General features: G+C 40.7%; 10 protein-coding genes. All 10 read right to left on the reverse strand.

What is annotated here, in order from left to right:
- Positions 1-2,169: a beta-glucosidase BglX gene (bglX, locus tag ACYH0O_RS20395; RefSeq protein ID WP_482630106.1), complete on the reverse strand. Its 2,169-nt coding sequence runs from the start codon at positions 2,167-2,169 to the stop codon at positions 1-3.
- Between the two features lie 538 nt (positions 2,170-2,707).
- Positions 2,708-4,171 (reverse strand): sulfatase family protein, encoded by a 1,464-nt coding sequence (locus ACYH0O_RS20400; RefSeq protein ID WP_482630107.1) that lies wholly within the window; start codon positions 4,169-4,171, stop codon positions 2,708-2,710.
- Positions 4,172-4,268: 97 nt separating this feature from the next.
- Positions 4,269-5,744, reverse strand: a complete 1,476-nt coding sequence (locus ACYH0O_RS20405; RefSeq protein WP_482630108.1) for a sulfatase family protein — start codon at positions 5,742-5,744, stop codon at positions 4,269-4,271.
- Positions 5,745-5,842: 98 nt separating this feature from the next.
- The gene (locus ACYH0O_RS20410) at positions 5,843-6,637 is read right to left on the reverse strand and encodes an endonuclease/exonuclease/phosphatase family protein (RefSeq protein WP_482630109.1); all 795 of its coding nucleotides are present in this window, start codon (positions 6,635-6,637) and stop codon (positions 5,843-5,845) included.
- A gap of 65 nt (positions 6,638-6,702) precedes the next feature.
- Positions 6,703-7,983 carry a hypothetical protein gene (locus ACYH0O_RS20415; protein WP_482630110.1) on the reverse strand — a complete coding sequence of 427 codons (1,281 nt, stop codon included), beginning with the start codon at positions 7,981-7,983 and terminating at the stop codon, positions 6,703-6,705.
- A gap of 179 nt (positions 7,984-8,162) precedes the next feature.
- Entirely contained in the window at positions 8,163-9,635 is a 1,473-nt protein-coding gene (locus tag ACYH0O_RS20420) for a sulfatase family protein (protein ID WP_482630111.1), read from the reverse strand.
- Positions 9,636-9,870: 235 nt separating this feature from the next.
- On the reverse strand, positions 9,871-11,295 hold the full coding sequence (locus ACYH0O_RS20425) for a sulfatase family protein (RefSeq protein WP_482630112.1): 1,425 nt from the start codon (positions 11,293-11,295) through the stop codon (positions 9,871-9,873).
- A gap of 23 nt (positions 11,296-11,318) precedes the next feature.
- A complete protein-coding gene (locus ACYH0O_RS20430; RefSeq protein WP_482630113.1) occupies positions 11,319-12,398 on the reverse strand; it encodes a glycoside hydrolase family 172 protein in 1,080 nt (359 codons plus the stop codon).
- Positions 12,399-12,448: 50 nt separating this feature from the next.
- Complete coding sequence (locus ACYH0O_RS20435; RefSeq protein WP_482630114.1) at positions 12,449-13,147, reverse strand: carboxylesterase family protein; 699 nt, start codon at positions 13,145-13,147, stop codon at positions 12,449-12,451.
- 142 nt (positions 13,148-13,289) lie between these two features.
- The gene (locus tag ACYH0O_RS20440) at positions 13,290-15,701 is read right to left on the reverse strand and encodes a beta-galactosidase (protein WP_482630115.1); all 2,412 of its coding nucleotides are present in this window, start codon (positions 15,699-15,701) and stop codon (positions 13,290-13,292) included.
- Between the last annotated feature and the right edge of the window lie 36 nt (positions 15,702-15,737).

Consider the following 15,737-nt stretch of genomic DNA (forward strand, 5'->3'; position numbering starts at 1 on the left):
TCAATCCTTTTCATTTGTCAATTCAAATGCAAGTTCTGTAACATCATTGCTATTTGAACCGACATAAACAATAAATTCTCCCGGATCACTCTTGAACTGTAGGTCCGAATGATGGTAGTGAAGCTGCTCCTCTTTTAAGATGAACAAGACTTCTTTCTCTTCACCCGGATCCAATGCGATCTTTTTGAAATCTTTTAACTCTTTCAATGGACGTATAACCTCACCTACGACATCTCTCACATATAACTGAACGATTTCATCCCCAGCAACGTTCCCTGTGTTTTTCACCTTAACAGAAACCGTAATGGATCCTCCTGGACTCATTGATGTTGCAGAAAGAGATGCATCACTGTATGCAAAAGTCGTATAACTTAATCCAAACCCAAAGGAAAGCAGAGGTTCATTAGGGATATCTAAGTACTTTGAAACATATTCAGTCACCGGTTCAACTTTCGGACGACCTGTATTGAAACTGTTATAATAAACCGGAACTTGGCCGACAGAATATGGGAATGACATCGTTAATCGTCCAGATGGATTCACATCTCCATACAGTAAGTCTGCCACAGCAGCTCCGCCTTCTGTTCCTGGAAACCAGGCTTCTAATACAGCATCTGTTTGATCGATTACACCATGTAAATCGAGAGGACGACCGTTAAACAATACGGCCACGATTGGTTTTTGTAATTGTTTCATTTTTGAAACTAAGTCAAGCTGAACTGCTGGTAAACAAATATCTGCACGGCATTTAGCTTCTCCACTCATATTTGAATGCTCACCTAACGCCAGCACAATGACATCAGCATCTTTGGCAATTTGGAGTGCTTCCTCCAGCTGCTTTTCTGTGCCTGACTCAACATCACACCCTTGAGCGACGAAAAGATGAGACGCATCCGTTTTCATTCGAAAACCTTCATCTACTTTGATTGCATCTTCTTTCGATCCTTGCCAAGACCATGGACCTAAAATGTCTCCATTTTGGGCAAATGGTCCAATCAATGCCACCTTTTGATCTTTATGTAATGGCAGGACATGATCATTTTTTAATAGTACACAAGATTTTGTCGCAAGTTCCCTGGAAACTTGACGGTGATCTTCACATAATATAATCTCTTTCTCCAGCTGTTCATCTGCTCCGCGATATGGTTTTTCAAATAATCCCAATTTCTCTTTTAGTTGCAATATACGAAGGACTGACTCATCGATCAAGCTTTCAGAAATGGAACCGTCTTCAACTAATTGCTTTAAGTTCTTAACATAGCAAGCTGTCATCATTTCGATATCGACACCCGCTTCGAGCGCCTTTTGGGCGGCTTCTTTTTCATTTGCGGCAACTCCGTGAGGGATAATCTCCTTGACTGCTCCCCAGTCAGATATAATAACACCGTCAAAGCCCCATTCATCTCGAAGCAAATGGCGCATTAATCTTTTATTTCCGGTTGCAGGAATACTATCGACAGTGTTAAAAGAAGTCATAACCATTTCACAGCCTTCATCAAGCGCTGCTTTATACGCAGGTAAATATGATTCGCGGAGCATGCGTTCTGACATATCCACTGTATTATAGTCCCTGCCTCCTTCTGCTGCTCCATATGCAGCAAAGTGTTTGACACACGCTGCAACTCGATATTCATCGTTTTCTAAATCCGATCCTTGAAATCCGCGGACAAATGCCTTTGCAAACTCTGCATTTAAGTATGGATCCTCACCTGTAGACTCCATCACTCTTCCCCAACGCGGATCGCGGACCAAGTCGACCATCGGTGCAAAAGTAACGTGGACTCCGGAAACAGATGCCTCTTTTGCAGCGACTTCAGCACTTTTTTCAGCCAATTCCATATCCCATGAACAACTGATTGCTAAAGGAACCGGGAAAATCGTTTTAAACCCATGTACGATATCAGCCATCATCAGTAAAGGAATTCCCAGTCGATTTCCATCAAGGTGGGCTTTTTGGATATTCATTGTTTCTTTTGCTCCTGCTCCACCAAGTACTGAGCCGCTGTTATGCACAACGTCTTTATTAATCCCCATATTCTCCATTGGACCTGTAATTTTCCCTTGATTTGAGGAACCTTCATAAAACAACGTAGCTAACTGCATTAATTGTCCGATTTTTTCATCCAATGTCATTTGTTCAAGTATGATATTCGCATGATTTTTAGTCATTATGTCCTCCGGTTGTGTAGAGTAGTCGTAATGATGTTTGAAAACACCTTAGACATTTCTACATGATTTTTTTCTTATAAAATCACAATGCCAAACCTTTATTAAACAGCAATTGAAACGTTACAATAAAAATATAAAAAAAAGTGGATGACACTAAATTACTATATTTTTATATTAGATTTATATGTAGGGAAACTTTTTTCAATCTGTGAATGGTTCGTGATACTTAAAAATAGTAACACGTTAAATATCAATATACGTATCAATTGAAACGTTTCAATACAGATATTATAAGACTAAATGTATACGATTTCAATATTAATAGACTATTTTCTAAAATCCTTTTTGGCGATTGTTCTATTGGACATGCACCAACTGGATTAAGCGACTTGAAATGTCCTTAGAAAGCCTGCAGATAAAGCTATCAATCACTTTCTCCTTAACTTTTCCCCCTGATGACTAACAATTTCGTGCAAAAAAACTAAAGCAGCAGTTGTAATCCAGCTGCTGCTTATTATCTTATTTATAACAAATAGCTTTATTTAAACTCATTGGGGTGACGTTGCTTTAGTTCTTCTACTGCATACTCACGGCCTGTCCTCTCCAAATGTTGAATATATCTTGGTAAATTCCCTTTGGCGTGGAATGGGCCGCCTTCTCGCATCACTGTCCATAAAGGGTCTACATCTGATGAACTGGTATGCATCATTTCCTCATGCCATTCGTTCAGTCGGTACACGGCTTCTTTGCAAATATGTGGATTTTCCTTTGCCACATTTTGAACTTCATGAGGGTCATCCTTAATATTAAAAAGCATTTCCTTATCAAATAAATGATAACCGTCATGGTAGGTCCGAATATATAGCCAATCATCAAACCTGACGCTGCGCTGGCAAACATGTGCACATTGTGAAACTACTAAATAATCACGACCTGAGCCTGTTTCACCTTTTAAGGCTGGAGCATAACTTTGTCCATCCCACCCCGGTGCTGGTGCCCGATTGAAAATTTCGGCCAGGGTCGGATTTAAATCTAAATGATAATGCAGTTCATCATCCACATGACCTGGTTTCGTTACTCCCGGCCAGCGAATAATCATAGGAATGTTACAAGTCGCGTGGTCTGCTGTACCATGTTCACCGTATATCCCTAACTCCCCCATATTCTCGCCATGATCGCCGGTAATGATAATTATCGTTTCTTCCATGATCCCCAAATCCTCTAAAGACTTAAATACTTTCCCTAGGTTCTCGTCCATCCAGCGTACGCCACAGTCATAACCATCTATCATCTGTCGCAATCCAGCCATGTCCTTTATTTCACCTGGAGATCTTGGAAAATCAGGGTTTTGTTTATTATCATACATATTGATCTCACTGGCACTATGAGGACCGACTTTCTTTTTATGTTCTTCAAGTACTTCTTCTGTGATCCATTCAGGAAGCGGATCGTTCTCGAACGGATTTCCAAATTCCTCCGGAGCACGATATGGGGTATGGGGATCCCAATAATTCACATAGAGAAACCAATTATCCTCCTGAGCATTATGTTCGAGCCATTTCAGAACTTCCGGTGTCACCTCTTCTGCTGACTCTATCCCAGCTTTACCTGTATTATGCATTTCCCGAAATCCCGCATAAAAATTCCATGTACCGTGCCTCTGTGCAAATGGGCTAATTAATACAGGCTTCAAACCAGCTTGATCTAAAAACGATGGAAGGCTCTCCAATGCAAGTCGATCAGAAAAATCCCTCTTTGGTCCATCATGACGTACATCGCCTGCTGTTCCTCCATGGTTTACCAGCCCATTGTGTATACCAAGCTGCCCTGACATAAGTGCGGATCTAGAAGGTGCACAGGGTGCGTCAGATGTATAATAGTTTGTGAACCTTACCCCCTCCTCACAAATACGATCGATATTAGGTGAAGTGTCACGATGATAGCCGTAGCATCCCAAGTGATCCGGTCTTGTTGAATCTAAATCTAACAAAAGAACTCTCATCTTTATTTCCTCCTTTGATCATTCAATCTGTAAATTTGATTATTTTTTGGTTCAAGGTATTCCTTTAGAAGGATGATGGATGAAAAGAATCCTTCTATTAAGCGTCTGATTCTGTTTCGAATTTTCCCGGACGGTATCGGCGTTCCAATCTGTCAGCCGCAGCATTTCGATCTTGGTTACGTAGCTTTTCTAAATAAGAATCAAGATTCAAATCGTCTCTTGTGTGGAAAGGTCCGCCTTCATGAATGACATTCCACATCGGGTCTACTGGGGAATCAGACGTCACCATTTGTTCTGCCACCCATTCATCTAATAGTCGCAGACCTTTTGCAACAATTTCTGGTTTCTGATCAACTAAATTATTTGTTTCGTGCGGGTCATTTTCGATATCAAATAACATTAATTCTGGAAATTCCTTCAATCCGTCATGATACGTACGTATGAACATCCATTTATCGAAACGTACCCCACGTTGGCAGCTCCAGGCACATTGACTAACGACGAGATATGGACGCCCTGCCGTTTTTCCTTCTGTGAGAGCAGGCAAAAAGCTGACCCCATCCCATCTATCCCGCTGTACACCGCCAACTAACTCCGTCAAGGTAGGTCCAAGATCGATCTGGTAGTGGAAGTCTTCATCGACATGGCCCTGTTTAATTCCAGGACCTGCAACAATACAAGGGATGCGGCTTGTGATATGGTCTGCCGTCTGGTGGTCCCCGTAAACATTCAATTCTCCTTGGTTCTCCCCATGATCTGAAGAAATAATGATAATTGTCTCATTTAATATGCCTTCTTCTTCAAGGGTCTGAAGGATTTTTCCGACATGATCGTCGACATGTCGAATAGCGGTATCATATCCGTCGATCCACTTCTTAAAATCTTTTCTGCATGTAATTTCTTCTGGTATTCCCGGCCACTGTCTGACATTCGGCAAATCTCTTGCACTATAAGGACCATAGCTTTCACGATGCTGAGCGATCATCTCTTCCGTCAGCCATTCGGGAGCAGGGTCATTTTCAAAAGGATTTCCAAATTCCTCCGGTGTTCGATATGGTGTATGCGGATCCCAGAAATTCAGATAAAGGAACCAGTCTTCCTTTTCACTTCCTCTTTCTTTAATCCAGCGTAAAGCTTCTTTAGAAACATCTCCTGCTGTTTCTCCTGCGTGCTTTCCTGTGTCATGAGCTTCTAGAAAGCCTTGTAGCATATGCCATGCGGAATGACGCCCCGGAAAAGGACTAATAATGGCTGTGTGATGTTTTTTGAATCTGAGAACATCGACCCAAGATTGATATTCGGTATGGTGATAATTAAACGGGCGATCCTTTCCGATTGGGCGCATATCAGCCTGTAAACCGCCATGATTTACAACTCCTGTATGGATTCCATATCGAGAACTGAATAAGGCAGTACGAGACGGTGCACATGGTGCATCAGAGGCATAATAATTGGTAAAGTGGGCACCTCGTTCTGCAATGCTATCTATATTCGGTGATGTATTTCGTTCATAGCCATAGCACCCTAAGTGGTCGGGACGCAATGCATCTATATCGATATAAAGAATTTTCATATTCTTTTCATCCTCTTTTATTTTTTTAATTATTTCATCCAAAACATATAGTTTTCTCAGCCGTCATCTTTAATGATAACGGCTACAATAATGGTCACTTAATTGATTTCTAAAGTAGAAATGATTGGATAGTGATCGGATGGATAAACATTATCTACCGTGCTTCTGTCCACATCTGTTTGTAACACCTTTATTTCAGGGCTCGCGAAAATGTAGTCAATTGGTTCTCCTTCCGTTCCTCCATTAAAGCCATGAAATGTCCTGCCTATAGGCTCATTCAATACTATAAACGCATCTTGTAGATTCACTGTTTCATCCATGATAGCTGCTTCCCCCCGCAAGAAACGGACTACAGGATTGGAAGGTTCACTGTTAAAATCTCCTGTCAAAATTATGGGGATTTTTTTCTTATCATAATGATTTAAAAGCCTTTTCCAGATTAAGTGAATACCATTTTCTCTGGCTTCTTGACTAATATGGTCGAGATGTGTGTTATAGACAATAAACTCAGTACCATCATTCTTGAACCGGAAATGTCCCCATGTACAGATTCTTGGGAAATCACTTTCCCAGCTGATACTGTTTGGAGTATCTGGTTGTTCAGACAACCAAAATTGACCCTTTTCAACTACATCCAGTTTTTTATCATGATAAAAAATAGCACAAAATTCATCAGCCATACCGCCGCGCCTCCCGTTTCCGATCCATCGGTAATCCGGCAAGTCTTCTTCGATATCTTTTATCATCCGGAGCAATCCTTCTTGTGTACCGATAATAGCAGGCTGGTGATTGTTAATGAGTTGAGTAACTTTTTTTGCTCGATTCTCCCAGGCATTGCTTCCATCCTGAGGGATATCTACCCTTAGATTGAACGTCATCACTTTATGGACCATCTTTCCATCACCTTTTTATAAAAAAATAGATTCACTCACATAAGATGTTTCACAAAAACATGCCGTCATACACTTTTCTCTAACTTAATAAGCCGTTCAGTGAAAAAAGACATTCCTCGTTTAAAAGCTGCCATCCCATACAACATAGAACTCCAATCAATCAAGGTTACCTTGGTTGGATAGCATCGTTTCTGTTGTTCAAGATGCCACCATGAATATCTGTGCAATCCATATTGATAGGATGCACGGAATTTTTTTTCGTCTTCTTGATCATTAGGGTTCGTATATACATCATAAGGGATATGGAGGCGATATAACGCGTACAAATCATAAATCCCGGCAGGGTAAACAGGCAAAAAGCCCGCTACAATATAGGCAGATGCTATATCCCCTGGGGAATTATTGATTTTATCCGCATGGTATCCTCCATGAAATCCATCATTCGGGCCAGCTCCATATCCCCATACATACGACGGGACATCATATAGCTCTTTCCATTTTGAACGATCCGCCATACAGGCATTAGCGAAAAAATCTCTGTAAATTGGACTTTCAGCATACTCAGGTACAAGGAAAAATGGAAATTGATGGACAAATGAAGACAAAAAGTTTTCCCCTGCTCGATCAGTAAGAACCGGAATATCACGGTAATGAACTTTTGGCAATTCGTCGATTTTATCTTCAGCAAAATTCTTATACCACAAATCTTGGATATCCTCATTTTCCGGCTGCCCCAGTAAAGCAAGATAAGCAACCAGCACATATTCATTATATGCAGGTAATGGAAGTGTCCCCTGACCATCTTTGACGACCATGTTTATAACACCTTTTTCTTTATCTGCCACAACGACACTCCAGTCAATCCCTTTTAACAAGTCATTCGCCATTTCTGCAATTTGAGGTACCGTTTCTTTGAAGTGCCGACCTGCGAACAGTGCTCCTGCCACTACAAGTGAAGTATCGATTGTCGAGATTTCCGATTTCAAGTTTTCTCCTGTTTCCATGTCTACAAAATGGGCGAAAAACCCTGTGTCTTTATCGCGAGCAGGGCTGCATCCATCTACTTCTCCCTTAAGAGCTTGAAGTGTTACGATTGCTTTCTTTTTTGCATCGTCGTCCCATCCTTCCATATCGGCTACTGCAAGACCAATCAGACCTACTCCTGTTGCTGCGATAGAGCATCTCCGATCCGGATTATTTCCTAATGTCATATAAGCATCTGCGTAAAGTCCTGTTTGCGGATGACGCGAATCATCGAGTAATCGATACGAATCTTGATACTGACGATCAAAAAATGCTTTCACATTATCAGGCAATTTTTCATAAAAATCTGTAACATGACTCATGAATAAAAACAACCCTTCCTATGATTGATGATAATTGACACTTTATTCAACGACCTTGTCTTCATCAGACATTCTTAGCCAATCCCTTTGGTTTTTTCATTCCTCTTCCATCCATACATTTAGTGGAAGTTACTGACCATTAATTGGAGATGAATCTTTATTTAACTTACAAGTTCTGATTATCCGTTCAATTTATCATAAATTTTATTGAATTTTTCATGCCGGCTTTCCAGTCTATCCGCTGCTTCATTTCTTCCTTGATTTCTCAACTTCTTTATATATTTTCCTAAGTTTCCCCTTGTATGGAATGGACCGCCTTCTTGGATGACATTCCACATTGGATCCGACGGATAATCTGAGGTTGACATTTGTTCAGCCACCCATTTGTCAAGGAGTAGTAAACCCTTTGCAACCACTTCCGGACTTTCTTCTACTAAGTTTGTTGTTTCATGAGGGTCATTTTCTATGTCAAATAACATTAAGTCAGGGAAATCTTTCAACCCATCATGGTAGGTTCTAATTAACATCCAATTATCAAAACGAACTCCTCGCTGACAACTCCATGCTGCTTGACTGACAACGAGATAAGGACGACCGGCCGATTCACCCTTGGTCACGGCAGGTAAAAAACTTATACCATCCCATTTTTCACGAAGAGTCCCTCCTGCCATTTCAGTTAATGTCGGCCCAAGATCAATCTGGTAGTGAAAATCCTCATCGATATGCCCTTGACGAACTTCCGGTCCAGCCATAATGAGCGGTATCCTGCTAGTAATATGATCCGCGGTTTGGTGATCACCGTAAACGTTAAGCTCACCTTGATTTTCACCATGATCGGCTGAGATAATAATCGTAGTCTCTTCTAATATTCCTTCTTCTTCTAATGCTTTAAGAAGCATTCCTACATGATCATCGACATATCGGATTGCCGTATCGTAACCGTCAATAAAGCGTTTAAAATCCTCTCGAGAAGTGATCTCTTTTGGAAGATCCGGCCATTGGTTACCAGCAGGCACTTCACGCGCACTCATTGGACCATAGCTGTCACGCTGCTTGGCAATGATCTCTTCTGTCAACCATTCTGGTGCAGGATCATCTTTGAAAGGGTTACCGTAGGAAAGAGGTGTCCGGTAAGGAGTATGCGGATCCCAGAAGTTAAGATATAGGAACCAATCCTCTTTGTCAGTGCCACGGCCTTTAATCCATTTAAGTGCTTCGGATGTTACGTCTTCCGCGGTTTCACCGGCGTGCTTCCCCGTATCATGCATTTCAAGAAATCCTTCAAGTACATTCCATTTTGCATGACGCCCCGGGAAAGGACTTATCACTGCCGTATGGTGGCCACGGAATCTAAGGACATCAACCCATGCTTGATATTCTGTGTGATGATAGTTAAAGGGACGATCAATACCAATTGGACGGGTATCTGCATCCAAACCTCCATGATTTACAGCCCCGGTATGAATACCAAACTTTGAGCTGAACAATGCATTGCGAGAAGGGGCACACGGGGCATCTGAAGCGTAATAATTTGTGAATGTTGTACCTCTTTTAGCGAGACGATCAATATTAGGCGATGTATTACGATGATAGCCATGACAGCCTAGGTGGTCGGGGCGCAAGGAGTCGATATCTATGTAGAGGATCTTCATTTTCATCTCCCTTTCTTATTCAAATTAGTAGAATGACAGATTTCTTTATACATTGCTGGAAGGTTTAACAAATAATCATGTAATTGAAACGTTTCAATTACATTTTAAAGTGATGTAAGCGTTTTTTCAAGGTTTTTATAGATGACTGGGCTTCATTTACCTCAACAGGTACTTTAGGACGGTTACATAAGTGCGCCACAGAAATGTAAGGTATTCAGGCAACAATTCTATTCTATTAATCTTTTATAGCTTGAATAAATTGTTCCATTAGATCCGTTCGACCTATTTTTTGAAGATGATTTTTCCACATTTGTTTTGAAATATATTTAAAAGGTCCTGTTTCTACTACAAGTGGAAGGGGATCTGGTTTTTCAGATGGACCAATTTGTTCTTCATACCATTTTTGCAATAAATGATCTAGCTCTTTGATGATGTCTGAGCATTGATCTGCAATGTTATTTGTCATAAAAAGGTCTTTTTTCATGTTGTACAATTCAATCGGTTCGAGAGGTACAACACCTGGATGATAGGTCTTCATCATTAACCATTCATCTGTTCTGACAGACCTGCTTACACTATACAACCCATGGTCCCATACGAGGTATTCTCTTGATTTATATGGTTCTCCTTGAATAATGTTTGCAAACGATTCACCATCCCACCCTTTTGGTACTTGAATACCAAGTAAATCAACGATTGTAGCAGTTAAATCCACATTATATACAAGGTCTTCACGCTGGATACTTTTCAGCTTGCTCCCCGGCCATTTTACAATCATTGGAATATGATGCACAGCTTCGTCTGCACATACATGGTCACCATAAATACCATGTTCTCCCATAGCCTCGCCATGGTCACCACTTAAAATAATTGCTGTATCTTCCATAACCTCTAAATCCTCTAACGTTTTAAACAATCTTCCTAATTGCTCGTCCATATAACGAATGGAACCATCATACGCATCCACAAATGATTTAAAGTCTCCCTTATTTCGAATCCGGTCAGGTATTGCAGGAGAATTACTTTTATTTTCTCCATGTGGAAATAAGTTCAATGCGCTAAATGGTGCGTAATTATTTTGATGCTCTTCAATCGCTTTTTCATCTGGCCACGCAGGCGGTGGTGTATCCTTGAACATTTCCTGATATTTGACAGGCATTGTGTAATTTCTGTGGGGATCCCATAATTGTATATGCAAGAAATAATTTTCTTTCATCGCATTTTTTTCTAACCATGGCAGCACCGCTTCCATTACCTCGTCGGCGTCTTCATTTCCTTTTTTCATTGTATGGGTATGAACTTCATTCCAGCCGGCCATAAACCAAAAAGCATCATGACGGTCCGCAAAAGAGGAAAATGTAGCAAGTTTGTAGCCATGATTTCTTAACAGCCTGATAAACATGGGGCGATCAAATTGATTTCCTCCTTGAAAATCACATCCCGCCCCCCAGTGCGTGACCACTCCAGAATGGATTCCAAATAAACCGCTCGCAAATGCTGCCCTGGAAGGAACGCAAGGAGAACTTGCACAATAGGCTCTATTGAAACGTACGCCTTGTTCTGCAATTTTATCCATATTAGGCGTTGTATTTCTGTGATACCCATACGTTCCAAAATGCTTCGGGCGCATTGAATCAATATCGATATAAATGATCTTCATGTTACTCCCCCCACACATTTTTCCTATATTACTTCAAGGTCATCGTTTCCGGGTAGTTCAGGAAAAGGTCCATGCGGTTCAGCCTGATACCAATAGGCTACAGACGCGATATCATCTTTTCTTGATTCGTATCGTCCTCCTGACCTCCACCCTAGCGCTTGAATGGTCACTGTTAAGTCTTCTTCAAATCGGATAGGGTCCATAATATGCCAACGATACATCCCAAACCGTTGATTAGCATGGTAAAGACCGTCCGGTTTGATGACTTGATGCAACCCTAGAAATGGAGTTGAAAATGTCCCATATTCTCCTTTAGGCTGTTCGAAGTTCCAAGCTCCTCCGAAATAATCCTCGGTTCCAGTACCACAGATGGTTGGAAATTCTTTATCGCCATCCATATAAAATTTTATTTCACCTTCTCCCCACCAACCATTGGAGTTCACTTGCCACGCCATATAAGTTCCTACATAATGTCCTTTTCCTTTAATACCGTTAATGAGGGTATGAACTTCTTTTTCTTTTAGTGGATTACTTCTTCGCCACTGGGCATGAAAATATGCCATATCTTCAGGAATGTCTGTTAAAGCATAATCAATTTGATAATAAAGAATAATATCGCGGTCAGATCGATTCTCCATAACAATTTTTGCTGATTTTCGAAAAGGCATCTCCCAGTAACTATTAAAACCGCCTGCAGGGTTTACTGAAATCGGAAGTGAATTAACATTCGAGCGTTCACACCATCCATTGCAGAAGAAGTCTCCAAGAGGCACTTTAACCGATGGCTCTTTTTCATCGTCCCAGTAAATTGTAAAAATAAAGTCCCTCCATGCATTTGGTGCACAAGTCATCCACATATGTTGAATAACACCGGGGCCCTCAATCACGGCCATCGTACAAGAACTATTTGCCGGTATATTTACTGATGGTGAAACCTTCCATCCTAGTCCCAAATCTCTAGCTGCCTTAGCTCCGGTTCCCTCAGTCGCCATGCCTGCTTTACCTTTTTCTCCAGAGATATTTTCAGCACTGATTGATCGTGTTTGAGCATTTGACAATCTTGATAAATTTCCAAGTCCCATTCCTAGCCCGTCGAACGTCATGATTAAAAATCCCCCTTGAAAGTTAATATTAAATAAATTGATACATCCAATTATTTAGTTTCTTGGTTTAGAAACCATATATATAGCTGCTCATTTTCATAAGTTTCTGTCCAAGAATCATGACCGACTCCTTTATATACAGTTAATTTTACGCTTCCACCTTGTTTTTTCAGGGATTGAATGACTTTTTGAGCGGCCTCAATCGGTACAATATCATCCTGGTCACCATGAAATGCCCAAACCGGAAGATCTTTTAACCTCTTTAGTCCAACTAATAATTGATTCACGTTATTTGTTATCTGCAATTCTTCTCGTCTGAATTCTGGTATTGAAAGTGCTCCACACACCGGAGCAATAGCTGCAAAACGTTTTGGATTTGCTATTGCAAGATGCCAAGCACCAATCCCTCCCATACTTAGTCCGGTAAGATAAATCCGAGCAGGATCTATTGGATATTCCCGGACAATTTCATCCAGCAGTGCACTCAATGATTCAAGCTCATTGACCCAATAGGAGTCAGCAGGGCATTGGGGAGAGACTACGATAAAAGGGAATTCTTCCTGATATTCAACTATTTTTGGGACCCCATGTTTCTTGACTAATTCCATGTTTTCCCCACGTTCCCCAGCGCCGTGAAGAAATAAGATCAACGGCCACTTTAGTGAGCCATTCTGTTGAAATGAATCCGGTAAATATAAAAGATAGTTCAACTTATAATCTTTCACATCAAACCTAAGCTCTTTTTGCATAAAACTATGCCCCTTTCAATAGAAAATGATTATGTTGAAAACTAAGTTGATTATGCTAGATAAAGTGAAACGATAACTTTAAGGAAAAGGAATTAAAGTACATGACGACTCCTTTTTATCTTAAAGAAGCCGTCATTTAAGTTTATATAAAACGAAGAGTCAAGCGATCATCAATTTTTCCATGTTTCTTGGAAATAACGTAGGTTATATTTTCTCTTTTCTGTACATGATAGTCATCACTTTGGACAATTTCACGATCCGTCTCTATGGCGATGACATCTTCAGCTTGGGTTAGACGAAACTCGATCGTATCCTTATTTACATTTGTCACTTCGGCTGTCGAATACACAATTTTCACATCATTTAATGTGACATTGATCGGAATCATCAATCCATCTTTACTTTGGAGCATAATCTTGCGTCCATCTAATAGTTTTGATTCATTTTCATAAAGGTGTATATCTTTATCGAATCCATCAAGATTCAAAATATGAATGAATCTTTCCCCTTCTTTTGTAGCAGTAGATGTCATAAAAATACCGTGATAGTTACAGTCGTGGCGAAGGGATGCATGTGCACCCAGCTTTTCCAAGGCTTCTTTATATAGTTCAATGTCAGTATTATAAGCTGTGGCCATTACGATCGCTTTCCCATTACCTACCTTAGTATCAAACCCACAGACTTCATCGGTCCCATAAATCCGGAAAATCGCCTCAGCGTCTCCAACTTCAAGTGCCTGTGCTTTGTGCGTACGAATCTCAGGGCGTTGTTTTGCCCAACCATCGGCATAAACAGACAGTTTATAATTAAGGTTTGCTGTACGAACTTCTTTTGGTTGAACGCCAAGAGCATCAGCAAGAATCGTACAAGGTTTGGCTTCCATATCATGTGTGGGAACTTCACCATAGAGAAGGATGCCTCCTCCGGCATGTAGGAAATCAACCAGTTTTTGCTGAACTTCCCTATGTAAGTAACGGGCTGATGGTACAGCAAGGACAGGTGTTTCTTTAGGATCAACTGGCTTATTTTGAATATCTACTGAACCGAATCGGTATCCTGCAAGTAACATGGCACGTGCCATGTTATCCCATGCACTACCAGCTCGGTTTGCTTCAATGTTTTGGTACATTTTCTTCATATTTTCACTATGAGAATAGCAAGACTCCGTCATGTAGTAATCTGGGATGAACGCAAACGCAACCGAATCACGTTCTTCTTCCATTACTGCAAGCTTATCTGAAACAGCCATAATCGTCTTGATTGAACGTGCCATTCTTGGGAACGTGTAATTTAGTTCACCTTCCGGGCTGATCGGAGCTGCAAATCCGTGTCTTTCTCCTGTATGGGCTATTCGATCATTTCCATCGTTGTATTCATTATCCATCCGATAGTTTCTTCCACCAGTCAATAGATAATAGTTTAGTAGTCGATTTCCTTGAGCAATACACATTCTTGTTTTGAAATCTGCAGCGGAAGGATCTAAACGGCCACTGAAATTATTACCGAAGTTTCCGTCACCGCAATTAAATTCCACTGACGTCAAAGGCTGATCCTGATTGTGAACTGCATCCATAAAACCATTGATCAAGTAGAGATCCTGAAAAGTCGCCATCGATAGATCCCCAAAATATATATCAGACCCAGAAATATAACCAGGTGCTTGTGTATACGACTCATATAGCTGACTGATACCAATAGGAAATCTTAAAGCACGACCTCCTCCTGTCCCATGAATATTTACGACAAATGGAACATCTTTTACACCAAATTCTTCAGAATAAGCTCTTAATGTTGCTACATAACGGGCGAAACGGTTTCTCATATAATAACCAAGATCGAAGTGTAGTTCAGCTGAGTACTCTTCTTTAGGTGAGCGAATGGCTTCTTTTCTTCCTTCAACATCATTGATATCAAATGGGTATCGGGTAGTAAGGGCATCAACGTCATAACGCTCTTTCAACCATTGAGAAAAATCCCTCAGAACATTGTCTGTTAAATCAGGACTATTACTTACCCATGAGAGCATTCCAATCTCATTATCAAGTTGTACAGCTATGATATTTCCACCATTTGTATGCAAACGTGGTACAGAAACAGCCATCACGGCTTCAAACCATTTCTTTGTTTCTTGTAAAAAACCCGGAGCCATATAATCAAGCGTGTGGGCTAAAGTCTTCTTTCCATCCCAAGTCAGGGGTACTGTTTCTGGATGCTTTTCAATGACCCAATGAGGAATTCCTTCATTTTTCATTTCAGCCATAATAAACGGTCCTGGTCGCAAGAAGAAGTAAAGACCATTTTCTGCACATAAATCAATGAAGCCTATTAAGTCCAGTTCCGGTCGGGTCTTCCCAACCAAATCGATTTCGCCCTCAACCGGTTCATGACATAGCCACGGTACGTAAGAGGCAACAGCATTACATCCTGCAGCTTTCAATTTATCAATACGGTCCTGCCATTCATCACGATCTAGACGAAAATAGTGGATTTCCCCTGCCATGATGATTTTTGGCTCACCATCTATGAGAATTTGCTTGTTTTTGATTTCAATCAATTTTTTTCCCTCCTGTTTACTATATCTTTTGTTCCT

Source organism: Rossellomorea sp. H136, assembly GCF_056838065.1.

Excerpts from the sequence above, each read along its gene's own strand:
- bglX (WP_482630106.1), bottom strand. The coding sequence starts at position 2,169 with ATGACTAAAAATCATGCGAATATCATACTTGAACAAATGACATTGGAT.
- ACYH0O_RS20400 (WP_482630107.1), bottom strand. The coding sequence starts at position 4,171 with ATGAGAGTTCTTTTGTTAGATTTAGATTCAACAAGACCGGATCACTTG.
- ACYH0O_RS20405 (WP_482630108.1), bottom strand. The coding sequence starts at position 5,744 with ATGAAAATTCTTTATATCGATATAGATGCATTGCGTCCCGACCACTTA.
- ACYH0O_RS20410 (WP_482630109.1), bottom strand. The coding sequence starts at position 6,637 with ATGGTCCATAAAGTGATGACGTTCAATCTAAGGGTAGATATCCCTCAG.
- ACYH0O_RS20415 (WP_482630110.1), bottom strand. The coding sequence starts at position 7,983 with ATGAGTCATGTTACAGATTTTTATGAAAAATTGCCTGATAATGTGAAA.
- ACYH0O_RS20420 (WP_482630111.1), bottom strand. The coding sequence starts at position 9,635 with ATGAAGATCCTCTACATAGATATCGACTCCTTGCGCCCCGACCACCTA.
- ACYH0O_RS20425 (WP_482630112.1), bottom strand. The coding sequence starts at position 11,295 with ATGAAGATCATTTATATCGATATTGATTCAATGCGCCCGAAGCATTTT.
- ACYH0O_RS20430 (WP_482630113.1), bottom strand. The coding sequence starts at position 12,398 with ATGACGTTCGACGGGCTAGGAATGGGACTTGGAAATTTATCAAGATTG.
- ACYH0O_RS20435 (WP_482630114.1), bottom strand. The coding sequence starts at position 13,147 with ATGCAAAAAGAGCTTAGGTTTGATGTGAAAGATTATAAGTTGAACTAT.